Below are 26,130 nucleotides of genomic sequence, written 5' to 3' on the forward strand. Positions count from 1 at the left end.
GACGCACGGCGGGGTGGCCCCCTGCCCTAATGGTCAAGCGCGCTGGTCAGGGCCTTTATATTGTGCCTGACCATATCAATGTAAGTGGGTGCAGGCCCCTTTTCGCCGGTCAAACCGTCGGAAATCAGGGTCCCGCCGACCTTGGCCCCGGTCTCGGCCGCAATCCGACGGATCAGCCGGTCATCGCTGATATTCTCCAGGAAAACGGCCGGGATTTTTTGGGCCCTGATCTGGCCAATGATCCCCGCGATATCCCGCGCGTTGGGCTCGGTTTCGGTGGAGACGCCCAGGGGGGCGATAAACTGGATGCCATATTCGGCAGCAAAATAGCCGAAAGCGTCATGGGTCGAGATGACCTTGCGCCGGTCGGCCGGGATCCTGGCCACGGCCTCGCGGACCTCGCGGTCGAGCGTTTCGAGCTTGTCCAGATAGGCCTTTGCCTGGGTGCGGAAGAACTCTGCGTCGTCAGGAGCGGCGGCGGCCAGCGCGCTGGCGATGTCGGTCACGTAAGTTTTGGCGTTGGGGACGGACTGCCAGGCATGCGGATCGGCGCCTGAGCCGAGCTTGTGCGGGACGATGCCGGCGCTGGCGGTGACGACCGTTGCCTTGCTGCCGGAGGATTGCACCAGCCGTGGCAGCCAGCCCTCCAGCCCGAGTCCGTTGACGATGACCAGCTTTGCATCCGCGATCCGCTTCGCATCGCTTGGCGCCGGCGTATAGACATGGACGTCGCTGTCGGCCCCGACCAGCGTCGTGACGTTGACCCGGTCACCGCCGACGGTGCGGACGAAATCGCCGAGGATCGAGAAGCTCGCGACCACGTTAAGCCGCTCAGCGGCGTGCAGCGGCGTGGCGATCAGCAGCAAGGCAAAGAGCAGAAAAAAGCGCATCGCCGTCACGCTTCCAGATGCCGGCCGGGAAACAGCTGCCGGACGATACCGCCGACGCGGCCGAACAGGACGGAGACGATGTAAAGCACCGTTGCCACGAGAATGATGGCGGGGCCGGAGGGCACGCGGGTCTGGAACGACAGCACGAGGCCGGCATAGCCTGAGATCGCGGCGGCGACCACGGCGATGCAGATCATCACCGTGAGATCACGCGACCAGAACCGCGCAATGCCTGCCGGCAGGATCATCAGGCCCACCGCCAGCAGCGTGCCGAGCGCCTGAAAGCCGTTCACGAGATTGATGACGACGAGCGCGAGGAAGGCGAGATGCGCGGGACCGCCGGCGCGGCTGACGGTGCGCAGGAACAATGGATCGACGCTCTCGATCACCAACGGGCGGTAGATCACCGCGAGCACCAGAAGCGTGACCGTGGCGTTGAAGGCGACCACCAGCAGCGTCTGGTCGTCCATGGCGAGGATATTGCCGAACAAGACATGCAGCAGGTCGATATTGGTGCCCTTGATCGAAACGATGGTGACACCGAGCGCCAGCGAGGCCAGATAGAAGGTTGCGAGCGAAGCATCCTCCTTCAGCCCGGTCGAGCGCGCGACCAGGCCTGAGAGGATCGCGACCGCAAAGCCGGCGATCAGGCCGCCGGCCGTCATCGCGAACAGATTGAGGCCGGAGAGCAGGAAGCCGACGGCCGCACCGGGCAGGATCGCATGCGCCATGGCATCGCCGACGAGGCTCATCCGCCGCAGCATCAGGAACACGCCGATCGGCGCGCCCGCCAGCGACAGCGCGATCACGGCGGCAAGCGCGCGCCGCATGAACTCGAATTCGGTGAACGGACCGATCAGCGCGTCATAGATCATCGGATATCAAGCCGCCCGCGAGCGGGCATCGTCGGCCGCACAGGCCGCAGCGCTGTCGTCGAAGGCTTCGCACATCCGCATCGCGACCATCAGGTTTTCCGGCGTCAGCACTTCCGCCGTCGGCCCCCAGGCCACGGGGCCGCGCGCCAGCACCAGGGTCTCGCTGAAATGATTGCGCACCATCTCCATGTCATGCAGCGCGGCGAGCACCGTGCGGCCCTCGCCGTGCCAGTGTTTTACCAGCGCGAGCAGGTCGGTCGTGGTCTTGCTGTCGATGGCGTTGAAGGGCTCGTCGAGCACGATCAGCCGCGCATCCTGGAGCAGCACGCGCGCGAACAGCACGCGCTGCATCTGCCCGCCGGAGAGCGTGCCGATCGGCCGGTTCTCGAAGCCGTTGAGGCCGACGGCGCCGATCGCATGCAGGATCTTGTCCCGCGCGGCCTTGCCGATGCCGCCGAACAGGCCGGTCGCGCGCCACAGACCGGTCGCGACAAAGTCGAACACCGAGATCGGAAAGCTGCGGTCGATGTCCGCGCTCTGCGGCAGATAGGCGATGTCGCGGCTGTCGAGCCCGCCGAGATGAATGCTGCCGTCGAGCGGCCGGAGGATGCCGACGATGCCGCGCAGCAGGGTCGACTTGCCGGCCCCGTTCGGGCCGATCACGGCGACCAGCGCACCCGGGGCGACCTCGCCGTTAAGATGATGCACGGCCGGATGCCGGTCGTAGCCGAGCGTGACGTTGTGGAAGTGCACGGCCGCCATGGTCACCTCATCGCCAGGAACACCACGCCCCAGAGCACGGCGCAGACGGCCACTGCGGCCGAAAGCCGCCCGACCATGGTCATGCGCAGGATCGACCAGGGCGCCGCCTGGGCCGGATGCGGCGAGGCCGCGTCGTGGACATGGGCGTGGCTGTGGTCGTGCCCATACGAATGCTCGTGGCCATGAGAATGGCCTTGGGAATGATCGTGATGATGGGCGTGGGACGCGGCGGGAACCATGCAGAGACGTTATATTATAACATTACCCCTGTCCACGCCCACTCAGGGCTTGCCGATCACCATGGCGATGGCCGCCGCCACGAACGGAAACGGCACCGAGACCGCGCAGCGGAACCAGACAAAGCGAGCCGGCATGAAGGGGATTTCCCACAAAATCACCCGCTGGAAGGCAAACAGGGCCCAGGCCACGACATAGGCGACCACCTGGGGCACCCCGCCGCCCGACTTCAGGGCCACCGTGCCGATGGAAAAGCCGATCACGGGGCCGCCGGGCGTGGCGGCACCGGCAACAACGGCGGTCGCGACCCCCAGCCAGCCGCTATCCGGCCCGAGCCAGCCGGTGATCACCTCCTGCGGGATGATGGCGGCGATATAGCCAGAGCCGATGACGCCGAGTGCGATCCGCGGCACGATGTTGATGAAGTCCATCGAGCCTTCGCGCAGCGAGGCCCTGAACACCGGAGGGCCGCGCCGGAAGGCGATCAGTCCGACGCCGAGCACCGAGCCCCAGAGCAGAATGTCGATGAGAAGCGCGGCGCTCAATTCGCCTCCTCGTCGCTATCGCGCTTCGGATAGAGCCGGACATAGACGAAGCGGCCGAGCGCGCCGGCGAGCACCGGCAGCGGCAGCGAGATGACGATCCGCCACAGCGTGAAATCGGTGCCCATGATCGGGATTTCCCAGGCCACCGCCCGGCCATAACCGATCAGGGTCCAGCTCACGACCATGGCGATGGTGGCGCCGAAATCGGCCCCGACCGCCAGCAGCGCGCTCGCCACCGGATAAGCGGTGAAGGGGCCGCCCGGCAGGATCGCGCCGAAGGCTGTGCCGATCAAAAGCCCCTTCAGCCCGGATTTCGGCCCGAGCGAGCGCGAGACTCTTTCGTGCGGCAGGATTTCCGAGATGAACGCGCCGAGCAGGCAGCCCGCCAGCACGCGCGGCAGGATGCCGCCGAACAGCGAGAGATCGTGGGTGAGAATGTCGAGAACGCCGTCGGTGCCGTCGCGCCGCCAGACCAGACCTGCGCTCACCGCCACCAGGGCGGCGATGATGATGGTCGACCAGCCGATCGGCTTGCGCACGCGCCCCGGCCGCGGCTCGGAGTCCGCGTCCTCGGCAGGCGCCGGATTGTTCGGGGAAGGTTCTGACAATGGGCGTGGATCGACCGGGTGGGATGCCCATCCTGATTAAGGGCGCCACCCAGGCGATGCAAACGGAACGATCACAGGCCGATGCGCGCACGGCGCAGGGCTGGTTCGCACAGCAAAAAGGCGGCCACGCATGCGACCGCCTCGATTGCTCGGCCTTTCAAGGGGAGAGGGCCAGACCGGAAATTCGACATACCAGCATCTACCTGCCCGAGGCGGTTCTATCGGAAAGTCCGTATGTCTCATAGAAGGCGTTGAGCTGATGCCGGCCAATGGCTTGCCATGCGCGGCCGAATTTGTTCGTCCCTGCGCATAATTGCCTTGAAATATATAACTATAAACTATAGTTTATAGAACTAGAGAGGCACTGTGCGTATTTTCAAAACCAAAACACTCGCGAAGTTTACCCGCCAGCATGGCATCAGCGACGAGGCTCTTGTCGAAGCCGTTGACCGTGCCAAGCACGGCCTGATCGACGCCGATCTTGGCGGCAAGGTCATCAAGCAGCGGGTCGCTCGTCCGGGGCAGGGCAAGAGAGGGGGATTTCGGATGCTGATCGGTTTCGGCTCTGATCGCGCCGTCTATCTCTTTGCCTTCGCCAAAAACGAGCGTGAGAACATCAGCAACGGCGAACTGCTCAGTTTGCGCGAAATCGCAGCCTCGTTTCTGGGCGCGAGCAAAGAGAAGCTGGACCAAGCGCTAAGCGACGGAACTTTAATTGAGGTGCACGATGGCAGCAAAGACCAAGAAGAAAGCAAAGACCAGTCGACTCACAAGGGAGCTGCTGGAAACGGCGCATGACATGCATGAGAGCGGCCTGCTGACCAAGGCGACCCGAGATAAAATCACCATGCGGCATCTCGGGGCCTCAGACATACCCGCTGCCGTCACGGCGAAAATTTCGAGCGACGAGATAAAGGCTATCCGCGAGGAAGCCAAACTTAGCCAAGCGGTTTTCGCTCTCTACCTGAACGTGACGGCGGGCTACGTGTCACAACTCGAACGCGGCGACAAACACCCAACCGGCCCGGCTCTGGTGCTGCTCAACCTGATCCGCCGTAAAGGCATCGAAGCGATTCTCTGAGTAAAATTTTCATATCGCATACGTCATTCCGGGGGCGCGCATAGCGCGCCCCCGGAATCTTGCGTCATAACTTCTGAATTCCGGGTTCGCCCTACGGGCGCCCCGAAATGACAGGGCAACTAACTCAGGCCTTGTCGAACAGGGACTCGACGTATTCCCAGTTCACGAGGTTCTCGACGAACGCCTTGAGATAGTCGGGGCGGCGGTTGCGATAGTCGATGTAGTAGGAGTGCTCCCAGACGTCGACGCCGAGGATCGGGGTGGCGCCGTGCACCAGCGGATTCTCGCCGTTCGGGGTCTTGGCAATTTCGAGCTTGCCGTTCTTGACCTGGAGCCAGGCCCAGCCCGAGCCGAACTGGCCGACGCCAGCCGCCTGGAAGTCGGTCTTGAACTTCTCGAAGCCGCCGAGGTCTTCGTTGATCTTCTTCTCGAGCTTGCCCGGCAGCTTGGTGCCGCCGCCATTGGGCTTCATCCAGCTCCAGAAGTGGATATGGTTGTAGTGCTGGCCGGCATTGTTGAACACGGCGGGGTTCTTGCCGAACGAGCCCTTGACGATCTCCTCAAGGGACTTGCCTTCCCATTCGGTCCCCTTGAGCGCGTTGTTGCCGTTGGTGACGTAGGCCTGATGATGCTTGTCGTGGTGGAATTCCAGCGTCTCCTTCGACATGAACTGGCCGAGGGCGTCATAGGCGTAAGGGAGTGGGGGAAGCGTAAAGGTCATGGGTTGTTGTCCGCGACTGATGGGGAACTGGCTTAACGGGGACTCTTATAGAAGGTTCCGCGGCCGTTAAATACCGCCAATTTGCGAAAACGCGTGATGCGGCCGATTGGCCGGATTGCATAAAATCGACGCATCGTGTGGGGCGCGTCGATGGGCCGTAAAATATCATTGCCTTTGAGGCGCTTATGGCAGAACGAACCCACCACGACGCGGAGATGCGGAAGAGAGAGTGATGAGCATCGAGATCGACATTTTGAACGGCGACGCCTCGTGGCGGATCGCGGAGCCGCTGCATCAGGCAGTCTGGGGACCGCAGATGGTCGCGGACAAGCCCTGGGCTCACGTCAAATGGGCCAATGCCGATTTGCGCGTGCTGATCGAGACGCCCGAGGACGGCCTCGTCTGCCATGTCGGCATCTACTTCCGTACCGTCATCTGGAACGGCCAGAAGGTCCATGCCGGCGGCATCGGCGGCGTCTGCACCCGCGAGGACCAGCGCGGCCGCGGTTATGCGACCGTGGCAATCGACGCAGCCGTCCACACCATGCGCGCCAACGAGGCCGTTCGCTTCGCGCTGCTGTTCTGTGAGCCGCACAATTTTGGATTTTACGCGAGGCGCAGCTGGCTGCCCTTCAAGGGCGAGGTCTATTGCGAGCAGCCGGAGGGGCGGATCCGCTTCGACCATATGGCGCCTTACGTCTTCAACATCGTCCGCGCGCCGACGCTGGGCACCATCGACCTCTGCGGCCTGCCCTGGTGAGGCCTGCGTGACGACGGGCTGGCGCGTGGATGCCGCGTCGCTTAGAATGTCGATCATCATCTAATATTCCGCCTGGTGAACATGACGATCGACGCCCCGATAGACGCCGCGCCGCCAGGTGCACCGGCCGCCTCCCCGATCGCCAGCCTGCTCACGGCGCCGATCCTGCCGACGCTGTTGCGGCTCGCGATCCCCAACATGATCGCGATGGTCGGCAGCACGCTGGTTGCGATTGCCGAGACTTCCTACATCGGCCGGCTCGGCACCATTCCCCTCGCCGCGATCGCGCTGGTGTTTCCGTTCGCGATGCTGACGCAGATGATGAGCGCGGGCGCGATGGGCGGCGGCGTCTCCTCCGCGATCAGCCGCGCGCTCGGCGCCGGAAATCGCGACCGCGCCGCGACGCTGGCGGTTCATGCCGCCATCATCGGCCTTTGCGGCGGACTGTTCTTCACGGCGATGATGCTCGCCTTCGGCCGCTCGTTCTTCACGCTGCTTGGTGGCCGCGAGCGCGTGCTCGAGGAAGCCAGCGGCTATTCGCAAGTCCTGTTCTCCGGCGCCATCGCGATCTGGCTCGTCAACACGCTGGCCTCGATCATCCGCGGCACCGGTGACATGCGACTGCCGTCGATGACACTGATCGGGACCAGTGTGCTCCAGATTGCGCTGGGCGGCACGCTGGGGCTCGGCTTGTTCGGCGTGACGCAATTCGGCATGCCCGGTGTTGCCGCCGGCCAGTTGATTGCATTCAGCTGCGCCGCGGTCTTCTTCCTTTGGTATTTGCTCTCTGGCCGCAGCCGGCTGCCGCTGAATTTCCGCGCCTTCCGTTTCGAGGGCGCGATGTTCTTCGATATTCTGAAAGTCGGTGCGGTGGCCTGCCTGTCGCCACTCCAGACCGTGCTCACCATTCTGATCTTCACAAAAATCCTCGCAACCTTCGGCACCGAGATGCTGGCCGGCTACGGCATCGGCTCGCGGCTGGAATTTCTGCTGATCCCGATCACCTTCGCCGTCGGCATCGCGTCGGTGCCAATGGTCGGCATGGCGATCGGCGCCGGCGACATGAAGCGCGCGCGGCGCGTCGCCTGGACCGCGGCTGCGGCCTCGGGGCTCACGGTCGGCCTGATCGGCCTCGTCATCGCGCTCGATCCCGCGCTCTGGGTGTCGCTGTTCACACGCGATCCCGGCGTCACCGCCGCCGCGCACAGCTATTTCCACTGGGCCGGGCCGGCTTTCGCGTTCTTCGGCATCGGCGTGTCGCTGTATTTCTCCTCGCAAGGTGCGGCGCGCGTCGGCGGTCCGGTGCTGGCCTCCACCGCACGGCTTCTGATCGTCGCGGCCGGCGGCGTCGGCCTCATGCTGGCGCAGGCGCCGGCCTGGACCTTGTTCGCACTGGTCGGCGGCGCCATGGTCGTGTTCGGGCTCTCGACGGCAGCCTCGGTCGCCCTGGTGCGCTGGGGCAAATGAGCACAGGCAAAATAAGCGCAGAAATGTGATTCCATCAGGCGTTGCACGCGCCTGATTTGCTGCTATGGAGGCGCCTCCATTCCGGGGCTCTCTCCATGACATTCAGATTCGCTGCTCTCATCGTCATTCTGGCTGCGCTGTGTGGCGCGACCTCCGCCCATGCACAGAGTGCTGATGCGAGCGGGACCTGGCTCACCCAGGCCGGTGATGCCCGCGTGAGGATCAGCAAATGCGGCGGCGGCATCTGCGGCCACGTCGTCTGGCTGCGCGAGCCCATGGACACCGCGACCGGCCAGCCCGCCACCGACAGCAAGAATCCCAATCCCGCGCTCGCCAAGCGGCCGATGATCGGCCTGCCGTTGTTCAGCGGCATGCAGCCCGTGGGGCCGAACAAATGGTCGGGCCAGATCTACAACGCGGACGACGGCAGCACCTATGCGAGCAGCGTCACGGTCACGGGCGCAGATTCGCTGCGGGTCGAAGGCTGCGTCGGCGCACTCTGCGGCGGCGAAACCTGGACCCGCGCGGGGCGGTAATCGGCCTCTCGTGTCCCGGACGCGATGCAGCGCCAAGAGCGCGTTTACGCGCGTCTTCGACGCGCTATGGCGCTGCTTCGCAGAGCCGGGACCCAGAAAGCGGCATAGTAGACGGCGAGACATGGGCCCCGGCTCTGCAGCGCATCACTACGTGCTGCGCTGCGTCCGGGGCACGAGCGTGAATTCACCCCATCATCGCTTTCAACGCCGTCGCTGCCGAGGCGTAGCCGCCCCGTGCGCCGTCGATGAAATGGACGTGGTCGCTGCGCAGCGCCGAGGGTGTGAAGCAGGTCATCATCGCAGCGTCCTGCGGGTAGAGCCCGTAGCGCACGATGCCGTCGCGCGCGGCGGCGGCGAGGCGGTCGCTGAGGGCGAGCTCGAGCTGCGGGGTGCAGTCGAGGATCATGCGCAGGCCGTCGTCATATTTGCGGAAGTCCGAGTTTTCGACCACCTGCTGCTTGTAGGTCTTCGGCACGAAGCCGCCGACATTGAGGTCGAAACGCATGATCAGATAGACGAACAGCGTGTAGGCCAGCACGCTGGCGCGACGCGCAAGCAGCGGACCGCCACGTTTGGTACGGGCTTCGAATTCCAGCCCCTGCGGCGGCCATTTCAGCGGCGGCCCCTGCGGCGGCACCGGGCGGCCGCCATCGGGGCTCCGCTCGACGAGGTGAATGATGTCCTCGATCACCTTGCGGAACGCGTGCGGATCGGCACCGCGCGCCGGCATCACCAGCACCGACAGGATCAGGCCGCGCGCGGCCGGCATCACCTCGAAACGGCAGGACAGGCCTGACAGGTCGGGTTGCGTGCCGGCAGGCGCCTCAGCGACCGCAAACTCGCCGCGCTTCATGGCGGCATCGGCGAAGGCGAGCCCACCGCCGGAGAACATCGCATAGGACAGGTTCGCCGAGGGACCGAAGCGCGCGACCCGCACGTCGAGGCCCTGCGCCCGGATGGCACTGACCGGCACCAGCGCCACGCGCATCGTCAGGTCGAGATCTTCCCGCACCCAGGTCGCGGTCGCGGCCAGCGCCTCGCGTGTAGCATCAAGATCATGGGGCGCGACCGCAAAGCTCGCGCCGTCGCCGCCGAACACGAAGGGGAATTCGCGTCCCTCCAGGGCGTTCGTCACCGCCGCGATCACGGCAGCGCCGGCCATGTTGACCGCCTTGTAGCGCTGCGCCGCAATCGCCTTGGTGGAATCGACGATGTCGGCAACGCCGATGCTCCAGTCGTCGGGCAATGGCGCATAGAGCGCGGGGTCCATCAGGCTGGTGAAGCCGCGAAAGACGGGAATGCCGCCATAGAAGGATTCGCCTGATGTCATCGGGTGATGCCGGATGGTTGGGACGTGGGTCAGAAAGAAATACGTGGCAGAATCGATCCGGGTTCGCCGGCAGGCGCGCCCGAAGTCCCGATCATTGGCCGAAATGGCGGCGGACAACAAGATCGCACCGCGCCGCAGCTCCGCAGCTTGTCATTGATCGGCATCAAACAGCCGACCGCAGATGCCGTTTACGGTCGGTCCATCTGAAGCGGTCGCACGGGGTGATCGGGGTGTCTGATTTTGGCAGCAAGGACTCCACCACGCCAGTGCGCCGACGCACGGGGCTGGACGCGGTCAGTGCGGTGAAAATGCCGGAGGTGCTGACCGCCGCCGTCGATGCCTGGGCCGAGGCCCATCAGCTGTCGCGCTCGGAGGCGATCTGCAAGCTGGTCGAGCTGGGCCTGAAGATCGCGCCTCCCGCACCAACGTCGGCGCACACGGTCGCGTCGGACGCTGCAAGGATCGAAGAGGCCGCGGTGCATGAAATCGATTCGCTGCTCGATCCCGCATTGCCGGAGGACGAACGCGAACGCCGCATCCGCCGCCTCACCGAGGGGCCGCCGGAATTCTCACACGAACGAATTGACCTGCCGAAGCAGCATCGGACCTGAAGCGCCTAGTGCAATTTCTCTTCCTGGCGCCTGCGCAGCGCGGATGCGGGGTCGTCGTGACAGCCGACCAGCCGCACGAATTGCTGCGGATACATCTCGTGACCGTGATCGCCGGAATTCTGATGCGACATCGGCGGACAGCGGACATCATCCGCCTTCGCGCGCGACGGCTCGTTGCGGCGCTGATTTGAAGCGGTCATGTTTGACGTGGCCATCGACTGCTCCCTTTCGATTAGGGCAGATCGATTGACGTAACCCAATCGATTGCGGGGCATCTTACGACCAAATCCGGCTTGATGTCATTGCGCCGGATCAACGCAATTGTGGCGGCGGAGTTCCGTTTACGCGGTGTTCCCTGCGTCAATGGTGAACACCGTACCGGTCACGTTGCGGCCGCCCTCGCCAAGCAAATATTCAACCATGCGTGCTACGTCATCCGTCTCCGGCAGGCGACGCAGCGCGCTGCGGCCGGCGATGCGCTTGCGGCTCTCGTCCGAGAGATTGTGCGTGAGCTCGGTGTCGATGAATCCCGGCGCGATCGCATTCACGGTGATGCCGAGCTTGCCGACTTCGCGCGCGAGCGAACGGGTGAAGCCGGTCGCGGCCGCCTTGGTGGCGCCATAGACGGAGAGGCCGTTATAACCGGTGGTCGCGATGATCGAGGAGATGTTGATGATGCGGCCCGCACCATCGGCCATCATCTGGCGCGCGACATATTTGGTGAGGATGATCGGCGACAGCACGTTGAGCTGCACCAGCGCCTCAATCTCGGAATTGTGCATGGTGGCGAGCAGGCCTTCGGTGCCGAGGCCGGCATTGTTGACGAGCCCGTAGATCGGGCCGAACTCATCGCGCACGAGCTTTGCGTAGGACGGGATTGCGTCGATCACGGCGAGGTCGCAGGCACGGAAGTGCAAGCGTCCCTCGGACTCCGCAATCGCAGCCTTGAGCTCGTCGCTCTCGCGCCGCGCCGCTGCGATCACATTGTAGCCGGCATCAATAAGCCGCTTGCCGATCGCAAGGCCAATACCGCGGCTGCCGCCGGTGACGAGAACATTATGCATCGGTGCGCGCCAGTTTTCCGGCCGGTGTGACGTCGAGCGCCTCGACGAAGCGGATCACCGCCGGCACTTTGTGAGAGGCGAGCTGGGCGCGGCACTGATCCAGGATCTGGTCGCGGATCTGCTTCGCCCGCGCCGGATCGGTGCCATCGGCTAGGATCACGTCGGCGACGACGATGCCGCCGGTGATCGGGCTGCGCCGCGATTTCGCCCGCGACATCCGCACGTCAGGATGGCGATTGATGACCGCCTCGATCTCTTCGGGGTGAACCTTCAGCCCACCGATGTTGATGATGCCGCCACGGCGGCCGACGAAATAATAGCGGTCGCCGCGCAGCTGAACGATGTCACCGCTGTCGACGAAGCCGTCGTCATCGGTGAGCGCGGCGGCGTTGCGGCCGATATAGGCATGCGCCGTGCGCGTCGAACGGATGCGCAGCGAGCCGTCGACGACCTTCATCTCGACGCCGTTGCGGTTGCCGAGATAGCTCGCTGGAAAACCTTCGAGCCCGTCATTGACCGCGAAGCCGACGCCGGCCTCGGTGGAGGCGTAGGCATGGCCGACGGAAGAGTTCGGGAACGCCGCCTTCAACCCGTCGAGCACCGCCTGGTCGGCGATCTCGCCCGAGAGACGGACGTAGCCGGGCGCGAATTGCGCGGCCGAACCGCTCATCAGCAGCTTGCGCCAGTGCGAGGGTGTACCGGAGATGTGCGAAACGCCGCGCGCGTTCAGCCGCGCCACGTGATCGCCGAGCGCCTCATGCGGATCGGACAGCACCATGGAGCCGCCGGAGAGAACGGCGCGGAGGAAGATCTGCAAGCCGCCATAACGGCGGATGTCATAGAATGTCGCCCACACCGGCGCGGGCCCCTTCGCGGGGCCTTCGGCGACGATAGCGCCGGTCAGCGCTTCCAGCGTGTGGCCGACGATTTTCGGCACGCCCGACGTGCCAGACGTGAGCATCAGCCATTCGGTGGCACGTTCGGTGCTAACAGGCGCGGTGGCTTCAAGCGGCAATTGTGCGGTGACGACCAGCGGCACGCCGGTCTCGGTCCAGCGATCGGGCTCGTCGGTGACGACAGCATCGATCCCGGCATCCGCGATCAGCGCGTCCAGATAGGTTGGGTTGAGATCGGGCGGACACAGCAGCATGCGACGGGCGACGCCGTCGAGCTCGATCATGGCAAGGCCGGACCGGAGCTGGTCGGACAGTTTGAGCAGAACAGCACGGCCGGACAGCTCGTGCAGGCGGCCGCCCAGAACCGTGTGCGACAGGATGTCGGTCAGCGACACGACGTCGTGCGCATCCGAGATCGTTCGGCCTTTCAGCTCCGCGCCGAGATGGTCGCGGAGCGCAAAGATCTCACGCGGGGACATTTTCGTAGGCCCGCACGAAATCGCCGACCGTGGCGGGGAACGCTGCGTCCTCAGAAATGGTGAAGGGGTCGACGCCGGTCTCGTCCTCGAGACGTGCCACGAGGATCGCGAAGGCGAGCGAGTCGAAGCCCGTCTCGTGCAGGGACAGATCGTCCGAGAGTGCGGGAAGCGCAACGTGCTGCTCTTTGGCGATCTGCTGGATCGCTTCAATGACCTTGGACCGTACCGACATGGCCTAATCGCCTCATGTTGAGTTAATCGATCGTGTTTCTTGCGGCGGCTCTCGATGACCGCCTCCCCATGCCCGTGTGTTTACCGGACAGAAGTAAATGGCCTCTTGGACAATTCAGATAAAATTGGACCTATCTCGCGATTTTGGTTCGGCTACAGCCGGATCGTACCGTCCACGATCTGCGCATAGGCTCCGGAATCGAGCGCGACATAGGCACCGGATTTCGGCTCCAGCATGAACAGCGGATCGCTGATCGCGGCCGGGTCAAATCCCTCGCGCGCGAGCGCGCCCTTCTTCTGCTTAAAGGTCTCGGTCGCATCGAGCTCGCGCGAGATGCGGATGAAGACCGGACGGGCGTAAGCCGGCAGGCGCTGGGCGAGATGAACAGGCAGCGCGGCGATGTCAAAACCCTCGTTCACCACGATCGCGCTCATGCCGGCGCGGCCGTCGGCATCGGGGATGCTGACGCCATAGGTGGTGGCGTCGATCACGCCGGTGAAATCGCGCACGGCATCGTTGACCTCGGAGGTCGCGACGTTCTCGCCCTTCCAGCGAAACGTATCGCCGATCCGGTCGACGAAATGGAAAAAGCCCTTGTCGTCAAGCCGCATCAGATCGCCGGTGCGGAACCAGGCATCGCCCTTGACGAAGACGTCGCGCAGGATTTTCTTCTCGGTCTCGCCCGCATCGGTGTAGCCCTCGAAGCGGCCACCGCCCTGATCGGCCGAGCCGATGCGGCCGATGGCTTCGCCGGCCTCGCCGCGCGTGCAGGCGAGGCAAAAGCCCGCTTCGTTGCGCAGCGGCGCGCCGCTGTCGGGATCGAGCTTGACGAGACTTGCCGGAAAGCGATGCGCGAGCAGCGGCGGGATGCGGCCGATCGCACCTACCTGGCCCTCGACGTTGAACAGCGAGAAATTGCCTTCGGTCGCCGCATAGAATTCGAGGATGCGGGGGATGGCGAAGCGCGCTTGAAAATCCTCCCAGATGTCGCCGCGCAGGCCGTTGCCGCAAGCGAGCCGTATGCGATGGCGGTTCTCGTATTCCGACGGCGGCGCCTTCAACAGATAGCGGCAGAGTTCGCCGATATACTGGAACAGCGTGCAGTCGTGCCGCACGATGTCTGGCCAGAAGTTCGAGGCCGAGAATTTGTCCGCGATCACCACAGAGCCACCTGCAGCTAGCATGCTGCACGGCGCGACGATGCCGCCGACCGAGTGGAACAGCGGCAGACAGTCGTAGAGCCGATCCTGCGGCGTCGCGCCGGCAAGGCCTGCGAACCAGAAGCCCCAATTGAGGACACGGCGATGACTGATGCTGGCGGCCTTGGGCAGGCCCGTGGTGCCGGACGTATAGATCAGCAGTGCGCGATCGCTGATCGTGACGTCGCCATGCTCTTCCGGCAAGAGCGGACCGTCGTCGAGCGCAGCAAGCGCGACGTCGATGGCACGCTCGCTGCGGGCATCGCCATGGACCCAGATCTTTGCTTCCGTCTTCAGATGCGGCTTCGCGCTCTCCAGCGCCTCCACCAGATCATGCGCGACAATGACGTGCAGAGGCCCCGCGACGTCGAGGCAATGCGCCAGTGATTGTCCGACAAGCTTCGTATTGGTCAGCGCGACCACGCCGCCGACCCGGCTGATGCCGAGCCAGGCCGCGACATAGTCGATGCCGTTTGGCATGATCAGCGCAACGGTATCGCCCTTGACGACGCCGACCGAGCGCGCCCAGCGCGCATAGCGGTTGATGCGTTTCGACAGGCTCTCGTAGTCGTGGCTAGCGTCGTCGGTAACCAGCGCAACACGGTCGGGCTGGCGCCGCGCCCAATCGTCGACGACGTCGGCGAACAGCCGGCCCGGCAGCGTCTCGATCCGAGCGGTAAGCTCGATGGCTTTCAGCCAGATCTTCGACGCCGACGGGGCGCGCGCGGCTTTCGGTTGCTCGATGACGCCGGTGGTCATACCGTTCATTCTTTCGGAACGTGTCTGCTGGTTCCGGCAGCTTAATCCGTGCGTCCTGCCCAGGTGTTAAGAGACAAGGTAAAAGCCGGTTAGCTCTGGATTAACTCCAGTCATCCTTTACCAAGCCGCCGGGAACGACGTGCGGCCTGGCGCGATTCTTGCGATAGCAATTCCAGTCATTCGGGCGCGCCGCGCGCATCCCCTCGCCCCGCTTGCGGGGCAAGGTGAACTGGAGACAATGATGATCACCAAGCGATATTTCCTTCAGACCGCCGCCTGTGCCGCCGCCGCCCTCGCCGCGCCGCGTGCGTTTGCGACCGGAAACGCCTCCTATCCCTCGCGCAGCGTGAAATGGGTGGTGCCCTATGCGCCCGGCGGCGCCACCGACGTGCTGTCGCGGCTGCTCTGCCAGCGCCTGTCCGACCGGCTCGGCCAGACCTTTGTGGTCGAGAACAAGCCCGGTGCCGGCAGCAATATCGGCACGCAAGCGGTGATCACGTCCGCCCCCGACGGCTATACGCTGCTGCTGACCTCGACCGCGAATGCGATCAACGCCTCGTTCGATCCGGCGCTGCCATATGATTTTGCCAAGGGCATCGCACCGGTCGCCGGCGTCGCACGGATTCCGCTGGTGCTGGTCGTCAACAACGATTTGCCGGTGAAGAGCGTCGCCGACTTCGTCGCTTACGCCAAGGCCAATCCCGGCAAGATGTCGATCGCCTCTTCCGGCATCGGCACATCGCTGCATCTGTCCGGCGAATTGTTCAAGTCGCTGGCCGGCGTGCAGTTCACCCATGTGCCCTATCGCGGCTCGGCACCGGGCCTGACCGACGTGATGAGCGGCCAGATCCAGGGCATGTTCGACAACGTCACCTCGTCGTTCGAGCTGGTGCGTGCCGGCAAGCTGCGCGCGCTCGGCGTCACCACGCGCGAACGCTCGGAGATTTTGCCCGACGTGCCACCGATCGCGGACACGCTCCCGGGCTACGAGACATCGTCCTTCTACGGCGTCGGCGCCCCGCACGACACGCCGCGCGAGATCATCGACCTGCTCAATCGCGAGATCGACGCCGCGCTCTCCGACACCGAGATCAAGGCCCGCATCGCCGAGCTCGGCGCGATCCCGCTGCACGGCAATGCCGGCGAGTTCGGCACCATGCTGACGGCCGAGACCGACCGCTGGCGCAAGGTGGTGGAGCTGTCGGGGATCAGGAAGGACTAGCGATCCGGCCGAGGGATGGCCGGCCTCACGGGGCTAGGCGCGCCAGGGTAAACAAGCTATGCTTTTCGCCACCTGAAGTTGTCATTGTTGCGACAAGGAGGCAACCCGTGGCGCTCGACCTTTCATTGATCCCCGTCAATGCAACGCCGTTCGAGCAGCCGCTCACCAATTTTGCCCGCCGATTGACGGACGGACAGGCCAAGGTGGTCGCGATCGGCTCGTCGACCACGGCGGGCGAAGGAGGTATCGCGCCCTATCCGCAACGACTGCTGGCGGACCTTCGCAGCAAATTCCCGAAGGCCGGGATCGATGTCGTCAACCGGGGCGTCGGCGGCGAAGAGGCTCCCAAGGAGCTCTTGCGATTCAAGCACGACGTCTTCGACCAGAAGCCGGATCTCGTGATCTGGCAGGTCGGCACCAATGCGGTGTGGCAACCGGCCGATCAGAATCCACCGACCTTCGACGAGACCAGGAGGGCCATCTCTGACGGCGTCAATCAGCTGCTTGTGAACGGAGGGATCGACGTGATCCTGATGGACCTGCAATATGTGCCGGCGTTGCTGACACCGGCCAATGTCGGCAAGGCGATTCTCATGGTCGAGGCGATCAGCGACATTGCGCACAAGGCGCGCATCAACGTCTTCCGCCGTTTCGAACTGATGCGCGGCTGGCACGATGTCGCAAAGATCTCGTTCGACCGGATGGTCGACCCCAGCGATGACACCAGGCTGCACGCCAGCGACTGGACGACGGACAAGATGGCTTGGCAATTGGCCAGCGCGATCGAGGCGGCTGTCAAAAAGGCGCCGTCGTCCTGAGGCGCAGCGCGCGCTACCCGCCCCGCCTGTGGCGCGCACGCGGCTGTGGTACGTTCACCGGATAATACGGATTGAGATCGCAGGTCGCAGCGCGGCCGATCGCGGTGGCGTGGCATTGCGGCAGCGAGGTGAAGGAGCAGTCGTACCACTCCCCGCCGCCACCACTCGCGCCGGAATAGACGTGCATGCAGACGGGATAGCGGGGGTCGAAGGTCTGCGCGTGGGACGGCGCGGCTGCCAGCACCGCACCGACTATCATGACGAGGCCGAACGAAAAACGCATGAAGAGTGCTCCTGCGCGCCGCATCGCGGATCGCTCAATGCACCTTCTTGTGGCGCCGGGCCGGAGGCGGCGGCGGTTCGTCGAAGGCGTAATAAGGATTGACATCGCAGCTCGCCGAGCGGCCCGACGCCGTTGCGCGGCACTGCGGAATCGAGGTGAACGAGCAGTCGTAATAGTCGCCACCACCGCCCCAGCCGCCCGGCGTGTAAACGTGCATGCACACCGGATAGCGCGGATCGTAGGTCTGGGCGCGCGCATCTGCCGCAGCAAGCAGCGTGACGACAGCGGTGAGGGTCAGGATCGGCAAACGCATGAAGACATCCTCGAATCGGTGCGCCGGCGGACCTGATGCCGACGGCCTCCTATGGCATAACACCACGCCGGAGGCGACTGCTCCGGGGGTTAGATGACGGCAAGGTGAGGGCGGCGTTAGCCGCCGAGCCCCTGCAACACCAGCCGGTTCAACCGCGCTGCAAACGCAGCCGGGTCTTCCGGCAACTCGCCGTCCAAAATCTGCGCCTGCTCGAGCAGGAGCAGGCTGAGATCGTCGACGTCCCTGGAGCCGGCCTGCGCCTTGGTGATCGCACCCACCATCGGATGGCGCAGATTGATCTCCAGCACCGGCTTGGTGCGCATACCGCGGTTCTGCTGCGACAAGATGCGCTCGAGCTCGCGGCTCGGGCCCTGGCTGTCGGCGACGAGACAGGAGGCCGAGCTGGTGAGACGCGTCGAGGCCTTGACGTCGCTGACGCGCTCGCCGAGCGCGGCCTTGATCACTGCGATGGTGGCGGCTTCGTCGGCGACGGGCTCGTCCTTCTTCGCCTCGTCCGTCTCGTCGACGCGCGGGATCAGGTCGAGATTGAGATCGCCCTGGCTCAGCGACTTCAGCGGCTTGCCGTCGAACTCCGTCGGCATCGAGGTCCAGAAGGCGTCGACCGGATCGGACAGCAGCAGCACCTCGATGCCGCGCGCGGTCGCAGCTTCCAGCCGCGGATTGGACTTCAGCCGCTCCAGGCTGTCGCCGACGAGATAATAGATCTCGGTCTGATTCGGCTTGAAACCGGCGACGACCTCTTTCAGCGAACGCTTCTCGCCCGTGGTCGTGGTGAATCGCGACAGCGACAACAGTTTTTCGCGGCGCTCGAAATCCTCGTAGATGCCTTCCTTCAGCACCGCGCCGAAGGCGTCCCAGATTTTTGCAAAATTATCCGGGTCCTTTTCCGCGAGGCTTTCGAGCTCGGACACGACGCGGGTGGCCACGGCTTTGCGGATCTGCGCGAGCTGCGGATTGTTCTGAAGCATCTCGCGCGAGATGTTGAGCGGGAGATCCTCGCTGTCGACGACGCCGCGGATGAAGCGCAGATAGCCCGGCAACAGGTCGGCATCGTCGGTGATGAAGACGCGACGGACGTAGAGCTTCACGCGCCCCTTGCGATTCGGCTCGAACAGGTCAAACGGCTTGGTCGAGGGTGCGAACAGCAGCACGGCGTAGGAATAGCGGCCCTCGGCGCGGTAGTGCAGCGTCATCGCGGGATCGTCGAAGGCCGAGGCGATCTGCTGATAGGCCTTCTTGTAGTCTTCCGGCGTCAGCTCGGATTTCGAGCGCTGCCACAGCGCGCTCGCCGAGTTGATCTGGCGCGGCTCACCCTCTTCCGGCACGAGCTCGATGGGGAAGAGGATATTGTCGGAATAGGCACTGATGATGCGCTCGATCTCGTAGGCCTCGAGATATTTCTTGGCATCGTCCTTCAGGTGCAGGACGATCTCGGTGCCGCGCGGCACGCGGCCGGCTTCCTCGTCGCTGGCGCGGGCGATCTCGAAGCCGGAGCCACCTGATGACGTCCAGGTCCAGACGTCGCTCTCGCCGGCGCGGCGGCTGACGACGACGATCTTCTCGGCGACCATGAAGGCGGAATAGAAGCCGACACCGAACTGGCCGATCAGGCCGAGCCCGTCCTTGGCCTCCTTCAGCTTCGAGACGAAGGCCTTGGTGCCGGAGCGGGCGATAGTGCCGAGATGGTCGATCAGCTCCTGCCGCTCCATGCCGATGCCGTTGTCGGCGATCACGAGCGTTCCGGCCGTCTTGTTCGGAATGATGCGGATCTTGAGGGCATCGCCCTCGCCGAGCAGCGCAGGGCTTGCGATCGCCTCGTAGCGCAGCTTGTCGCAGGCATCCGAGGCGTTGGAGACGAGCTCGCGCAGGAAGATATCGGTCTCCGAATAGACGGAATGCACCATGAGGTGCAGAAGCTCGGAAACCTCGGCCTGGAAGGGCTGCGTATGCACAGCCGTATCTGACGTCGTCATGCGTTTACCCGGTCAATCAAAAGGGGAAGAAACCCGGGATATAACGTACGGGGATAAGGGATCAAGTGGACGTGAAAAATCGCCCTTCCGGCGGAAGGGCGACTGGGCCTGGGTGGCCAAAATCTTGGACGACCAAGAACTTGGACGACCAAGGCGTTTCAGGTCACGCAGCGGCCAGGCTGAAGCAGTTTTGCGACCTCGGTCAGGGAGCTGACCATCGGCTCGCAGGCAATCGTCGGCTTGTTGCGCCCCTGCTTCTGGAGCAGTGCCGGCGGCTTGGCATTGCCGGTCTCGATCACCGCGGGGATCCGCAGCAGCACCGACGTATCGGCGAGCTCGTTCAGCCGCATGGACACGGTACGGGTGGGAACCCCAGGCTTGATTTCAGCGAGCCGGTCGGTCTTCCCTGAGCGATTAACGTTATGGCCCGGCTGGTCCGAAGCCACCTGCCAGCGGTCAGCCAGGTCATGGCCGGACGCCAGTTGCGCAGCGCCGAGCGCGAATGTGATCGCGGCGGCACCCAAAAATGCTTTGTGAATCTGTGACATGGCTGTCGATCCCTCGCCCCATGGCGATCGCGGGAACAACGCGGGCAATGGATCGGGAGTTCTCAGCCGTTACGATCACTTAACCGTGTGCGGAAGGGCTGCCGCCTCGTGCAAAAAAATTCGCAGTCACCTGGAACGACTCCGGCGCCTGGGAGTCGTCTCAACAGCCGGCTATTCCCCCCTGCCCCATAAGCCGGCGACGTAGGGCGCGACTGTGGTGATGCCAGTCGCGCCTTACTTTTGTCTGGGGTTCACTTCGCCTTCCCCGCCAGCCAATCCCGCCCCTCGCCATAGAGGTTCTCGACCTCAGGCCCGGTGAGGCCCGGCATGTCGCGCTTGACCTTGTAGCCGATCAGCTCCTGCATGTAGGCGAGGTGGCGGTAGCCTTCGGGGAGCGCGGCGAGCGCTTTTTGGTCGAGCTGAAGCGTTGCGGCAGGATCGACCGGGTCGATCCGGTCTTTCTCATAGATCGGCTGGCGGCGGACGATGCCCCACTTCCCCTGCCGCTTCTCCAGGAAATCGTAGAAGCGCCCGGTGCAGACGACGTCGCAGACAACGTCATGCACGGGTGCGCGCTGCGAAATCGTCATCTTGGTCTGGGCAATGGCGCGCTCGCCGGACAAATCGATGCTGGTGCCGCCGAGGAAATGCAGGATGCGCACGCCCTTGGCAAACCCCTCCTGGCTGACGCGCATGAAATCCCGTGCCGGTCCCTGAAACCAGGTGGCGGACATCCAGCCTTCGTCGTGCCAGACGGTGGCAAAACGCTCCCAGTCACCGGCGTCGCGCCACACCGCCCAGTTCTCGACGAGGTCGCGGATGGCGAGGCGGTCGAGGAGTTGCTGGTCCATGGTACGAAATCTCCCGGCGGCTTCAAGCGGCGATGGTGTCATCGGCTTGAGATATCAACGAGGCAATTTGCTCGCCGTCAAGCGGGCTGGCCAGCCCTTCGAACGGCTCCCACAAGCGCGAACGCGATGCGGGCAGCGAGCCTTGCAATCAACCTGATGGCGACTAGTATCCACACCGATGCAGATGAAATTCCCCTTGCTGGCCGCGCTTCTTGGATTGTTGGCGACGCTCCCCGTATATGCGCAGTCGGATTTGCAGGTCGAACGCGCGACCGCCTGGAAGGCAGCGCTTGCGAAACACATCGCCGGCAACCGGCTACTTCCAATTCCAGGACGGAGCCAGACGATTGAAGAGCGAGAGCAAGCTGGCCGCGCCAGGATCACGTTCATCATCGACCGGTCCGGCAGGTTGATATCGCGGACATTGGAAGCGAGCACCGGGTCCCGGCCGTTGGATGTTGCTTTGCTGGCGATCTTCGATCGGGCCCAACCATTTCCCGAAGCGCCATCAGAGCTGCAGGAGGACACGTTCTCTTTCATTGCGCCGCTGGTCTTCAACGGTCGTCATTTCGACGTGGTATCCTACGGCTTAGCGGCGAGCGCGCCGACACCCGCCTTCGCGGCGTCCGACGCCTTGGACGCCTGGCGCAAGGCGGTCACTGAGCATGTCTGGCGAAACAGGGTGTTTCCTCCGGAGGCGATCGGTCAGAGAGCCGATGCTGGCGTCACATTCGTAATAGATCGCTCGGGCAAATTAATTTCAAACGCTTTAGTCGAAAGCACGGGCTTCGCGCCTCTCGATGCCGCGACGCTCGCCATGGTCGAGCGATCCGTGCCGTTTCCGAAACCGCCGGCTGAGGCAAAAGACGACCTGCAGAGAATGACCGTCCTGATAGCTTACGACGGGACACCGCCGACGGGCGGAGCATGGGCGGACGAAGCCAAGGTGAAGGCCAAAGTCAACAGCGTCTGCCGAGGCTGCTGAAATAGCGGCAAGCAAAAACGGCGCGCCTTGCGACGCGCCGTCTTCCTGTTCGATAGAGGCTGCTTTACGCCGCCGGCGCCTTCGGCGTGCGGTTGCGCGAGTTGCGCTGGAAGAACAGCGCCTGGCTCGCCACCGCCGACACCATCGCGGGCTGGAACGGCTTTGAGATCAGGAACGCCGGCTCGGGGCGCTCGCCGGTGAGGAAGCGCTCCGGATAGGCGGTGATGAACACCACCGGCACTTCAAAAGTGCGCAGCAGCTCGTTGACGGCATCGAGGCCCGACGAGCCGTCGGCCAGCTGGATGTCGGCGAGGATCAGGCCGGGCCGCTTGTTCTTGGCCAGCGCCACCGCGTCGGCATGGGTGCGCGCGACGCCGACGACGTTGTGGCCGAGATTCTTCACCAGGCTTTCGAGGTCCATGGCGATGAAGGTCTCGTCCTCGATGATCAGCACGTCGGTGGCGATCTCGGCCGCCATCTCGCGTCCCGCGGCATCCGCCAGCCGCCGCGTTTCGGCGACGTCGGAGCCGAGGACATAGGCGACCTCCTCCTCCGAAAATCCCTCGAGCGAGAGCAGCAGGAAGGCCTGCCGCGGCAGCGGGGTGATATTCGACAGCCGCCGCTCTGGCGGCATCGGCAAGGTCGTCACCTCGGCATCGTCATTGACGGAAACAGAATTCCAGATCTGCGTGAACAGCCGGAACAGCCCGGCGCGCGGCCCGTGGCTCTCGTCGAGCACGGACGGATCGCCCAGCATGGCTTCCAACATGGCTGCGACATAGGCGTCACCGGAGGCCTGGCTGCCCGTCAGGGCGCGTGCGTACCGGCGCAACAACGGCAAGTGCTCAGCAACAAGCTGCGAACGGGACATCCCCACTCCATTCATTTCGGGCCAACCTTGAAAAAGGGAACTGCGAGGGGAGGCCCGGGTTCCCCTACCGCGCTGATGACGCCTCAGATTAAGAAAAGTTCCCTTGGGGGCGGAACTTTTTGTCGTACCTGGAATTGAACTCGTCCAGGGAACGGCTCCCGGTTGAGAGAACTTCTCGGTTTTACAGTCACTTAACTCGGGGAAACGTGGAACAGGTCATGAAAGATCTCAAGTCTCAAGCCAGCAAAAGCACGACCCCCGGCAAGGGAGGGCTCACTCCGGAGATCCAATCCCGGATCGGGCATCAACTCCGCGCCATGTACGACGACGTCGTCCGGCAGGGGGTTCCCGACCGGTTCGCGGAACTGATCAAGAAGCTTGATGCGCCGGGAGGCACTCCCCAGGAAGAAGGCAATGGGGGCTCGAACGACAACAACAATGGGAGGGTCTAATGCCTCTCACGAACTCCCTACGTGACGACATTCTGGCGGCCGTGCCGAGCCTGCGCGCGTTCGCGATCTCGCTCAGCGGCAATGCGGACCGCGCCGACGATCTGGTGCAGGAAACGCTGCTGCGTGCGCTCGCCAACATCGACTCGTTCCAGCCCGGCTCAAACCTGCCGGCGTGGCTGTTCACGATCCTGCGCAACCTGTTCCGCTCGGACTATCGCAAGCGGCGGCGCGAGGTCGAGGATGCCGAGGGTAATTATGCGAAGACGCTGAAGACCCAGCCTTCGCAGAACGCCCATCTCGAGTTCGAGGAGTTTCGCGGCGCGCTCGAGAAGCTTCCGCAGGACCAGCGCGAAGCGCTCATCCTGGTCGGCGCCTCCGGCTTCTCCTATGAGGACGCCGCTTCGATCTGCGGCTGTGCGGTCGGCACCATCAAGAGCCGCGTCAATCGCGCGCGCTCGAAGCTTGCCGCACTGCTCTATGTCGACGGTGCCGAGGATTTCGGGCCCGACGAGACCGTGCGCGCCGTGATCGGCGGCAGCGGCGGTTAGCGGCAGGCCGCTTATCGGAGCCACACGACAAACGTGAAGGCGGCCGTTCGCGCGGCCGCCTTTGTGCGCGTGTGATTACTCCTCCACGAACGTCACGGTGTCCGCCACGCTCGCGCGCGAGGTGCGGTAGCTGTTGACCTTGTGGGCGTTGTCCGCATAGCCGAACGAAATGCCGCAGACGATGCGGCGGTCGTCGGGCAGATTGAAGTGTCGGCGGATCAGGCCGGAGTGGCGTGCGAGCGCCGCCTGCGGAATGGTGCCGAGCCCGAGCGCCTGGGCGGCCAGCATGAAATTGGAGACATAGGCACCGCAATCGATCGCACCGTAGATGCCGAGCGGCTCGTTGGTGTGAATGATCGCCACATGCGGCGCGCCGAAGAAATTGTAGTTCTCCAGCGCCTGTTTGGCGTAGGCGCTTCTGTCGCCGCGGGCGATGCCGAGCGTGTTGTAGAGCTGAAAGCCGCTCTCGCGGCGGCGTTCGAGATAGACGCCGGCATATTCGCGCGGCGGCGTGAAATCGTAGTCGTCGCCGAGGCCGCCCGAGGCTTCCTTGTAGATCAACTGGCGGAAGCGTTCCTTGGCCTCGCCGCTGGCGATGATGACCTGCCAGGGCTGGCTGTTGCACCAGGACGCGGTGCGCTGCGCGGTGGTCAGCACATGCTCGATGGTGGCGCGATCGACTTCCCTGGGAAGGAAGGCGCGAACGGAGTAGCGCTCGTTGAGCAGCTCTTCGAGCACGCCGATGCGATCTTCACTGGAATAGCGGGCGTTGGGCACTTTGGCGTCCATGGCTAGTCTCGCTTTCGTGCCCCGGACGCGACGCAGCACGAAGTGATGCAGCGCAGAGCCGGGGCTCATTGTGGCTCCTGGGTCCCGGTTCTGCGGAGCAGCGTTGCACGCTGCACCGCGCCCGGGACACAAGATCTCCTATCTACCCTTGGTCGGGATCTTGTTATACGGCACGTCCTTGTCGACGCGAATGTCGCCCGGCAGGCCCAGCACCCGCTCGGCGATGATGTTACGCAAAATCTCGTCGGTGCCGCCGGCGATGCGCATTGAGGGCGAGGACAGCAGCATCTGCTGGAACTGGCCCTGCACCGTCTCCTCGTCCGTGCCGGTAAGAGCGCCGGCTGCGCCCTGCAGGTCCATGGCGTAGGTCGCGATGTCCTGGAGCATCATGCCCGACACCAGCTTGCCGATGGAATTTTCCGGACCCGGCCGCTCGCCCTTCGACAGCGACGAGATCGCGCGGTAGCTGGTGTATTTCAACCCGCTCGACTTCACCGCCCAGCTCGCCAGTTTCGAACGCACGGCGGGATCGTCGATCGCGAGCCCGTCCTCCAGCATCAGGCTCGAGCAGAACTCGAACAATTCAGGCACGCCGGTCGCGAGCCGCGAGCCGATCGACATGCGCTCGTTCATCAGCGTGGTCAGCGACACGCTCCAGCCCTCGCCGACGGCGCCGAGACGCTGGCTGTCGGGAATCACGACGTCGGTGAAATAGACCTCGTTGAACTCCTGCATGCCGTTGGCCTGCCTGATCGGCCGCACCTCGACGCCCGGGCTCTTCATGTCCAGGAAGAACATGGTGAGCCCCTTGTGCTTGGGCACACCAGGATCGGTCCGCGCGATCAACAGGCCATAGTCGGAATAATGCGCACCCGAGGTCCAGATCTTCTGGCCGTTGACGACCCAATTGTCGCCCTTCTTCTCGGCACGCGTGCGCAGGCCCGCAACGTCAGAACCGGCGGACGGTTCGGAGAACAGCTGGCACCAGATCTCCTCGCCTGAGGCCAGCTTCGGCAGATGGCGGCGCTTGGCATCCTCGCTGCCGAAGGCCATCACGGTCGGGCCGCACATGCCCTCACCGATCTGGAACGGTTGCGTCAGCTTGCCATAGACGCCTTCTTCCTGCTGCCAGATCACGCGCTCGATCGGCGTCGCGCCACGGCCGCCATATTCCTTCGGCCAGTGCAGGCAGGCCCAGTTGGCGTCGAACTTCTTCTTCTGCCAGGCCTTGCCGACATCGACGATGTCGTGCTTGGCAAGCCGGATGCGGCCGAGCGAGGATTTCGACAGCTCGGCATGCAACTCCTTGGGCGCATTGGCCTCGACCCATTTGCGCGCGGTCTCACGGAATGCGGCTTCCTGCGGGGTGTCGTCGAAATTCATTTTCGAACTCTCCTCTCTCGT

Annotated in this window: 34 protein-coding genes; 13 read left to right on the forward strand and 21 right to left on the reverse strand. The window is 64.2% G+C overall.

The features are described 5' to 3' along the window. Positions 1–26: 26 nt before the first annotated feature. Genes AC1RR3_RS24355 through AC1RR3_RS24380 form a run of 6 tightly spaced genes read right to left on the reverse strand, consistent with a single transcriptional unit; the run spans position 27 to position 3,917 of the window. A complete protein-coding gene (locus AC1RR3_RS24355; RefSeq protein WP_492825725.1) occupies positions 27–890 on the reverse strand; it encodes a metal ABC transporter solute-binding protein, Zn/Mn family in 864 nt (287 codons plus the stop codon). A gap of 5 nt (positions 891–895) precedes the next feature. Continuing rightward, positions 896–1,765 (reverse strand): metal ABC transporter permease, encoded by an 870-nt coding sequence (locus AC1RR3_RS24360; protein WP_492825627.1) that lies wholly within the window; start codon positions 1,763–1,765, stop codon positions 896–898. Between the two features lie 6 nt (positions 1,766–1,771). After that, the gene (locus tag AC1RR3_RS24365) at positions 1,772–2,527 is read right to left on the reverse strand and encodes a metal ABC transporter ATP-binding protein (RefSeq protein ID WP_492825628.1); all 756 of its coding nucleotides are present in this window, start codon (positions 2,525–2,527) and stop codon (positions 1,772–1,774) included. 2 nt (positions 2,528–2,529) lie between these two features. Next, positions 2,530–2,766, reverse strand: a complete 237-nt coding sequence (locus AC1RR3_RS24370; protein WP_492825629.1) for a hypothetical protein — start codon at positions 2,764–2,766, stop codon at positions 2,530–2,532. Positions 2,767–2,808: 42 nt separating this feature from the next. Then, positions 2,809–3,309 (reverse strand): hypothetical protein, encoded by a 501-nt coding sequence (locus AC1RR3_RS24375; protein WP_492825630.1) that lies wholly within the window; start codon positions 3,307–3,309, stop codon positions 2,809–2,811. Next, entirely contained in the window at positions 3,306–3,917 is a 612-nt protein-coding gene (locus AC1RR3_RS24380) for a permease (RefSeq protein WP_492825631.1), read from the reverse strand. The genes AC1RR3_RS24375 and AC1RR3_RS24380 overlap by 4 nt, the downstream gene beginning before the upstream one ends. 23 nt (positions 3,918–3,940) lie before the next feature. On the opposite strand from AC1RR3_RS24380, the gene AC1RR3_RS24385 reads away from it, so the two are divergent. The 3 genes from AC1RR3_RS24385 (at position 3,941) to AC1RR3_RS24395 (ending at position 4,998) form a co-directional block, all read left to right on the forward strand. Then, positions 3,941–4,162 carry a hypothetical protein gene (locus AC1RR3_RS24385; RefSeq protein ID WP_492825632.1) on the forward strand — a complete coding sequence of 74 codons (222 nt, stop codon included), beginning with the start codon at positions 3,941–3,943 and terminating at the stop codon, positions 4,160–4,162. Positions 4,163–4,283: 121 nt separating this feature from the next. After that, entirely contained in the window at positions 4,284–4,715 is a 432-nt protein-coding gene (locus tag AC1RR3_RS24390; RefSeq protein ID WP_492825633.1) for a type II toxin-antitoxin system RelE/ParE family toxin, read from the forward strand. Between the two features lies 1 nt (position 4,716). Continuing rightward, positions 4,717–4,998: a helix-turn-helix domain-containing protein gene (locus AC1RR3_RS24395; protein ID WP_492825634.1), complete on the forward strand. Its 282-nt coding sequence runs from the start codon at positions 4,717–4,719 to the stop codon at positions 4,996–4,998. A gap of 124 nt (positions 4,999–5,122) precedes the next feature. Here the strand turns inward: AC1RR3_RS24395 and AC1RR3_RS24400 are convergent, their stop codons facing one another. Beyond that, positions 5,123–5,719, reverse strand: a complete 597-nt coding sequence (locus tag AC1RR3_RS24400; protein WP_063985730.1) for a superoxide dismutase — start codon at positions 5,717–5,719, stop codon at positions 5,123–5,125. Between the two features lie 232 nt (positions 5,720–5,951). Between AC1RR3_RS24400 and AC1RR3_RS24405 the strand changes: the two genes are divergently transcribed. From AC1RR3_RS24405 to AC1RR3_RS24415, 3 genes are all read left to right on the forward strand, one after another. After that, positions 5,952–6,479: a GNAT family N-acetyltransferase gene (locus tag AC1RR3_RS24405; RefSeq protein WP_492825635.1), complete on the forward strand. Its 528-nt coding sequence runs from the start codon at positions 5,952–5,954 to the stop codon at positions 6,477–6,479. Positions 6,480–6,560: 81 nt separating this feature from the next. Further along, positions 6,561–7,946, forward strand: coding sequence for an MATE family efflux transporter (locus tag AC1RR3_RS24410; protein ID WP_492825636.1), 1,386 nt, complete (start codon positions 6,561–6,563; stop codon positions 7,944–7,946). Positions 7,947–8,041: 95 nt separating this feature from the next. Then, positions 8,042–8,482 (forward strand): DUF2147 domain-containing protein, encoded by a 441-nt coding sequence (locus AC1RR3_RS24415; protein WP_492825637.1) that lies wholly within the window; start codon positions 8,042–8,044, stop codon positions 8,480–8,482. Between the two features lie 184 nt (positions 8,483–8,666). Here AC1RR3_RS24415 and AC1RR3_RS24420 read toward each other — a convergent pair whose 3' ends face one another. Continuing rightward, the gene (locus tag AC1RR3_RS24420) at positions 8,667–9,812 is read right to left on the reverse strand and encodes a DUF3095 domain-containing protein (protein ID WP_492825638.1); all 1,146 of its coding nucleotides are present in this window, start codon (positions 9,810–9,812) and stop codon (positions 8,667–8,669) included. 24 nt (positions 9,813–9,836) lie between these two features. Between AC1RR3_RS24420 and AC1RR3_RS24425 the strand changes: the two genes are divergently transcribed. Together AC1RR3_RS24425 and AC1RR3_RS24430 are read left to right on the forward strand one after the other, a co-directional pair. Beyond that, complete coding sequence (locus AC1RR3_RS24425) at positions 9,837–10,019, forward strand: hypothetical protein (RefSeq protein ID WP_492825729.1); 183 nt, start codon at positions 9,837–9,839, stop codon at positions 10,017–10,019. Positions 10,020–10,033: 14 nt separating this feature from the next. Beyond that, positions 10,034–10,423, forward strand: coding sequence for a hypothetical protein (locus AC1RR3_RS24430; RefSeq protein WP_492825726.1), 390 nt, complete (start codon positions 10,034–10,036; stop codon positions 10,421–10,423). Between the two features lie 5 nt (positions 10,424–10,428). Here the strand turns inward: AC1RR3_RS24430 and AC1RR3_RS24435 are convergent, their stop codons facing one another. The 5 genes from AC1RR3_RS24435 to AC1RR3_RS24455 all read right to left on the reverse strand — a co-directional run bounded on the left by AC1RR3_RS24435 (position 10,429) and on the right by AC1RR3_RS24455 (position 15,061). After that, positions 10,429–10,638, reverse strand: coding sequence for a hypothetical protein (locus AC1RR3_RS24435; RefSeq protein WP_492825639.1), 210 nt, complete (start codon positions 10,636–10,638; stop codon positions 10,429–10,431). A 126-nt stretch (positions 10,639–10,764) separates the two neighbouring features. Further along, on the reverse strand, positions 10,765–11,487 hold the full coding sequence (locus AC1RR3_RS24440) for an SDR family NAD(P)-dependent oxidoreductase (protein WP_492825640.1): 723 nt from the start codon (positions 11,485–11,487) through the stop codon (positions 10,765–10,767). Then, on the reverse strand, positions 11,480–12,862 hold the full coding sequence (locus AC1RR3_RS24445) for a class I adenylate-forming enzyme family protein (protein ID WP_492825641.1): 1,383 nt from the start codon (positions 12,860–12,862) through the stop codon (positions 11,480–11,482). Before AC1RR3_RS24445 ends, AC1RR3_RS24440 begins: the two co-directional genes overlap by 8 nt. Next, positions 12,849–13,094, reverse strand: coding sequence for an acyl carrier protein (locus AC1RR3_RS24450; protein ID WP_007597226.1), 246 nt, complete (start codon positions 13,092–13,094; stop codon positions 12,849–12,851). Before AC1RR3_RS24450 ends, AC1RR3_RS24445 begins: the two co-directional genes overlap by 14 nt. A 152-nt stretch (positions 13,095–13,246) precedes the next feature. After that, positions 13,247–15,061 carry a long-chain-acyl-CoA synthetase gene (locus AC1RR3_RS24455; RefSeq protein WP_492825642.1) on the reverse strand — a complete coding sequence of 605 codons (1,815 nt, stop codon included), beginning with the start codon at positions 15,059–15,061 and terminating at the stop codon, positions 13,247–13,249. A 232-nt stretch (positions 15,062–15,293) separates the two neighbouring features. Here AC1RR3_RS24455 and AC1RR3_RS24460 point away from each other — a divergent pair, with 232 nt between their 5' ends. Then, entirely contained in the window at positions 15,294–16,274 is a 981-nt protein-coding gene (locus AC1RR3_RS24460; protein WP_492825643.1) for a Bug family tripartite tricarboxylate transporter substrate binding protein, read from the forward strand. A 107-nt stretch (positions 16,275–16,381) separates the two neighbouring features. Continuing rightward, on the forward strand, positions 16,382–17,092 hold the full coding sequence (locus tag AC1RR3_RS24465) for an SGNH/GDSL hydrolase family protein (protein WP_492825644.1): 711 nt from the start codon (positions 16,382–16,384) through the stop codon (positions 17,090–17,092). Positions 17,093–17,105: 13 nt separating this feature from the next. On the opposite strand, the gene AC1RR3_RS24470 is transcribed toward AC1RR3_RS24465, so the two are convergent. The 5 genes from AC1RR3_RS24470 to AC1RR3_RS24490 form a co-directional block, all read right to left on the reverse strand. Next, positions 17,106–17,375, reverse strand: a complete 270-nt coding sequence (locus AC1RR3_RS24470) for a DUF3551 domain-containing protein (protein WP_492825645.1) — start codon at positions 17,373–17,375, stop codon at positions 17,106–17,108. 34 nt (positions 17,376–17,409) lie between these two features. Continuing rightward, positions 17,410–17,688: a DUF3551 domain-containing protein gene (locus AC1RR3_RS24475; RefSeq protein WP_492825646.1), complete on the reverse strand. Its 279-nt coding sequence runs from the start codon at positions 17,686–17,688 to the stop codon at positions 17,410–17,412. A 116-nt stretch (positions 17,689–17,804) separates the two neighbouring features. Continuing rightward, on the reverse strand, positions 17,805–19,682 hold the full coding sequence (gene htpG / locus AC1RR3_RS24480) for a molecular chaperone HtpG (RefSeq protein ID WP_492825647.1): 1,878 nt from the start codon (positions 19,680–19,682) through the stop codon (positions 17,805–17,807). A gap of 158 nt (positions 19,683–19,840) precedes the next feature. Continuing rightward, complete coding sequence (locus tag AC1RR3_RS24485; RefSeq protein WP_492825648.1) at positions 19,841–20,230, reverse strand: hypothetical protein; 390 nt, start codon at positions 20,228–20,230, stop codon at positions 19,841–19,843. A gap of 251 nt (positions 20,231–20,481) precedes the next feature. Further along, positions 20,482–21,081, reverse strand: a complete 600-nt coding sequence (locus AC1RR3_RS24490) for a nuclear transport factor 2 family protein (protein WP_492825649.1) — start codon at positions 21,079–21,081, stop codon at positions 20,482–20,484. 178 nt (positions 21,082–21,259) lie between these two features. On the opposite strand from AC1RR3_RS24490, the gene AC1RR3_RS24495 reads away from it, so the two are divergent. Beyond that, positions 21,260–22,066, forward strand: a complete 807-nt coding sequence (locus tag AC1RR3_RS24495) for a TonB family protein (RefSeq protein ID WP_492825650.1) — start codon at positions 21,260–21,262, stop codon at positions 22,064–22,066. A gap of 64 nt (positions 22,067–22,130) precedes the next feature. Here AC1RR3_RS24495 and AC1RR3_RS24500 read toward each other — a convergent pair whose 3' ends face one another. After that, a complete protein-coding gene (locus AC1RR3_RS24500; RefSeq protein WP_492825651.1) occupies positions 22,131–22,937 on the reverse strand; it encodes a response regulator in 807 nt (268 codons plus the stop codon). A gap of 218 nt (positions 22,938–23,155) precedes the next feature. Here AC1RR3_RS24500 and AC1RR3_RS24505 point away from each other — a divergent pair, with 218 nt between their 5' ends. Together AC1RR3_RS24505 and AC1RR3_RS24510 are read left to right on the forward strand one after the other, a co-directional pair. Continuing rightward, the gene (locus AC1RR3_RS24505; RefSeq protein WP_492825652.1) at positions 23,156–23,389 is read left to right on the forward strand and encodes a NepR family anti-sigma factor; all 234 of its coding nucleotides are present in this window, start codon (positions 23,156–23,158) and stop codon (positions 23,387–23,389) included. After that, a complete protein-coding gene (locus AC1RR3_RS24510) occupies positions 23,389–23,937 on the forward strand; it encodes a sigma-70 family RNA polymerase sigma factor (protein WP_084292346.1) in 549 nt (182 codons plus the stop codon). Before AC1RR3_RS24505 ends, AC1RR3_RS24510 begins: the two co-directional genes overlap by 1 nt. A gap of 75 nt (positions 23,938–24,012) precedes the next feature. On the opposite strand, the gene AC1RR3_RS24515 is transcribed toward AC1RR3_RS24510, so the two are convergent. Together AC1RR3_RS24515 and AC1RR3_RS24520 are read right to left on the reverse strand one after the other, a co-directional pair. Continuing rightward, on the reverse strand, positions 24,013–24,726 hold the full coding sequence (locus AC1RR3_RS24515; protein ID WP_492825653.1) for a nitroreductase: 714 nt from the start codon (positions 24,724–24,726) through the stop codon (positions 24,013–24,015). Between the two features lie 138 nt (positions 24,727–24,864). Continuing rightward, complete coding sequence (locus AC1RR3_RS24520; protein ID WP_492825654.1) at positions 24,865–26,109, reverse strand: acyl-CoA dehydrogenase; 1,245 nt, start codon at positions 26,107–26,109, stop codon at positions 24,865–24,867. Positions 26,110–26,130: the final 21 nt, after the last annotated feature.

This window comes from Bradyrhizobium sp. GW821-FHT13H05 (assembly GCF_058804065.1).

Coding starts and splice junctions, on each gene's coding strand:
- AC1RR3_RS24355 (WP_492825725.1), bottom strand. CDS start 890: ATGCGCTTTTTTCTGCTCTTTGCCTTGCTGCTGATCGCCACGCCGCTG.
- AC1RR3_RS24360 (WP_492825627.1), bottom strand. CDS start 1,765: ATGATCTATGACGCGCTGATCGGTCCGTTCACCGAATTCGAGTTCATG.
- AC1RR3_RS24365 (WP_492825628.1), bottom strand. CDS start 2,527: ATGGCGGCCGTGCACTTCCACAACGTCACGCTCGGCTACGACCGGCAT.
- AC1RR3_RS24370 (WP_492825629.1), bottom strand. CDS start 2,766: ATGGTTCCCGCCGCGTCCCACGCCCATCATCACGATCATTCCCAAGGC.
- AC1RR3_RS24385 (WP_492825632.1), top strand. CDS start 3,941: ATGCCCATCCTGATTAAGGGCGCCACCCAGGCGATGCAAACGGAACGA.
- AC1RR3_RS24395 (WP_492825634.1), top strand. CDS start 4,717: ATGCATGAGAGCGGCCTGCTGACCAAGGCGACCCGAGATAAAATCACC.
- AC1RR3_RS24400 (WP_063985730.1), bottom strand. CDS start 5,719: ATGACCTTTACGCTTCCCCCACTCCCTTACGCCTATGACGCCCTCGGC.
- AC1RR3_RS24405 (WP_492825635.1), top strand. CDS start 5,952: ATGAGCATCGAGATCGACATTTTGAACGGCGACGCCTCGTGGCGGATC.
- AC1RR3_RS24410 (WP_492825636.1), top strand. CDS start 6,561: ATGACGATCGACGCCCCGATAGACGCCGCGCCGCCAGGTGCACCGGCC.
- AC1RR3_RS24415 (WP_492825637.1), top strand. CDS start 8,042: ATGACATTCAGATTCGCTGCTCTCATCGTCATTCTGGCTGCGCTGTGT.
- AC1RR3_RS24420 (WP_492825638.1), bottom strand. CDS start 9,812: ATGACATCAGGCGAATCCTTCTATGGCGGCATTCCCGTCTTTCGCGGC.
- AC1RR3_RS24435 (WP_492825639.1), bottom strand. CDS start 10,638: ATGGCCACGTCAAACATGACCGCTTCAAATCAGCGCCGCAACGAGCCG.
- AC1RR3_RS24440 (WP_492825640.1), bottom strand. CDS start 11,487: ATGCATAATGTTCTCGTCACCGGCGGCAGCCGCGGTATTGGCCTTGCG.
- AC1RR3_RS24445 (WP_492825641.1), bottom strand. CDS start 12,862: ATGTCCCCGCGTGAGATCTTTGCGCTCCGCGACCATCTCGGCGCGGAG.
- AC1RR3_RS24450 (WP_007597226.1), bottom strand. CDS start 13,094: ATGTCGGTACGGTCCAAGGTCATTGAAGCGATCCAGCAGATCGCCAAA.
- AC1RR3_RS24455 (WP_492825642.1), bottom strand. CDS start 15,061: ATGAACGGTATGACCACCGGCGTCATCGAGCAACCGAAAGCCGCGCGC.
- AC1RR3_RS24460 (WP_492825643.1), top strand. CDS start 15,294: ATGATCACCAAGCGATATTTCCTTCAGACCGCCGCCTGTGCCGCCGCC.
- AC1RR3_RS24470 (WP_492825645.1), bottom strand. CDS start 17,375: ATGCGTTTTTCGTTCGGCCTCGTCATGATAGTCGGTGCGGTGCTGGCA.
- AC1RR3_RS24475 (WP_492825646.1), bottom strand. CDS start 17,688: ATGCGTTTGCCGATCCTGACCCTCACCGCTGTCGTCACGCTGCTTGCT.
- htpG (WP_492825647.1), bottom strand. CDS start 19,682: ATGACGACGTCAGATACGGCTGTGCATACGCAGCCCTTCCAGGCCGAG.
- AC1RR3_RS24485 (WP_492825648.1), bottom strand. CDS start 20,230: ATGTCACAGATTCACAAAGCATTTTTGGGTGCCGCCGCGATCACATTC.
- AC1RR3_RS24490 (WP_492825649.1), bottom strand. CDS start 21,081: ATGGACCAGCAACTCCTCGACCGCCTCGCCATCCGCGACCTCGTCGAG.
- AC1RR3_RS24495 (WP_492825650.1), top strand. CDS start 21,260: ATGCAGATGAAATTCCCCTTGCTGGCCGCGCTTCTTGGATTGTTGGCG.
- AC1RR3_RS24500 (WP_492825651.1), bottom strand. CDS start 22,937: ATGTCCCGTTCGCAGCTTGTTGCTGAGCACTTGCCGTTGTTGCGCCGG.
- AC1RR3_RS24505 (WP_492825652.1), top strand. CDS start 23,156: ATGAAAGATCTCAAGTCTCAAGCCAGCAAAAGCACGACCCCCGGCAAG.
- AC1RR3_RS24510 (WP_084292346.1), top strand. CDS start 23,389: ATGCCTCTCACGAACTCCCTACGTGACGACATTCTGGCGGCCGTGCCG.
- AC1RR3_RS24515 (WP_492825653.1), bottom strand. CDS start 24,726: ATGGACGCCAAAGTGCCCAACGCCCGCTATTCCAGTGAAGATCGCATC.
- AC1RR3_RS24520 (WP_492825654.1), bottom strand. CDS start 26,109: ATGAATTTCGACGACACCCCGCAGGAAGCCGCATTCCGTGAGACCGCG.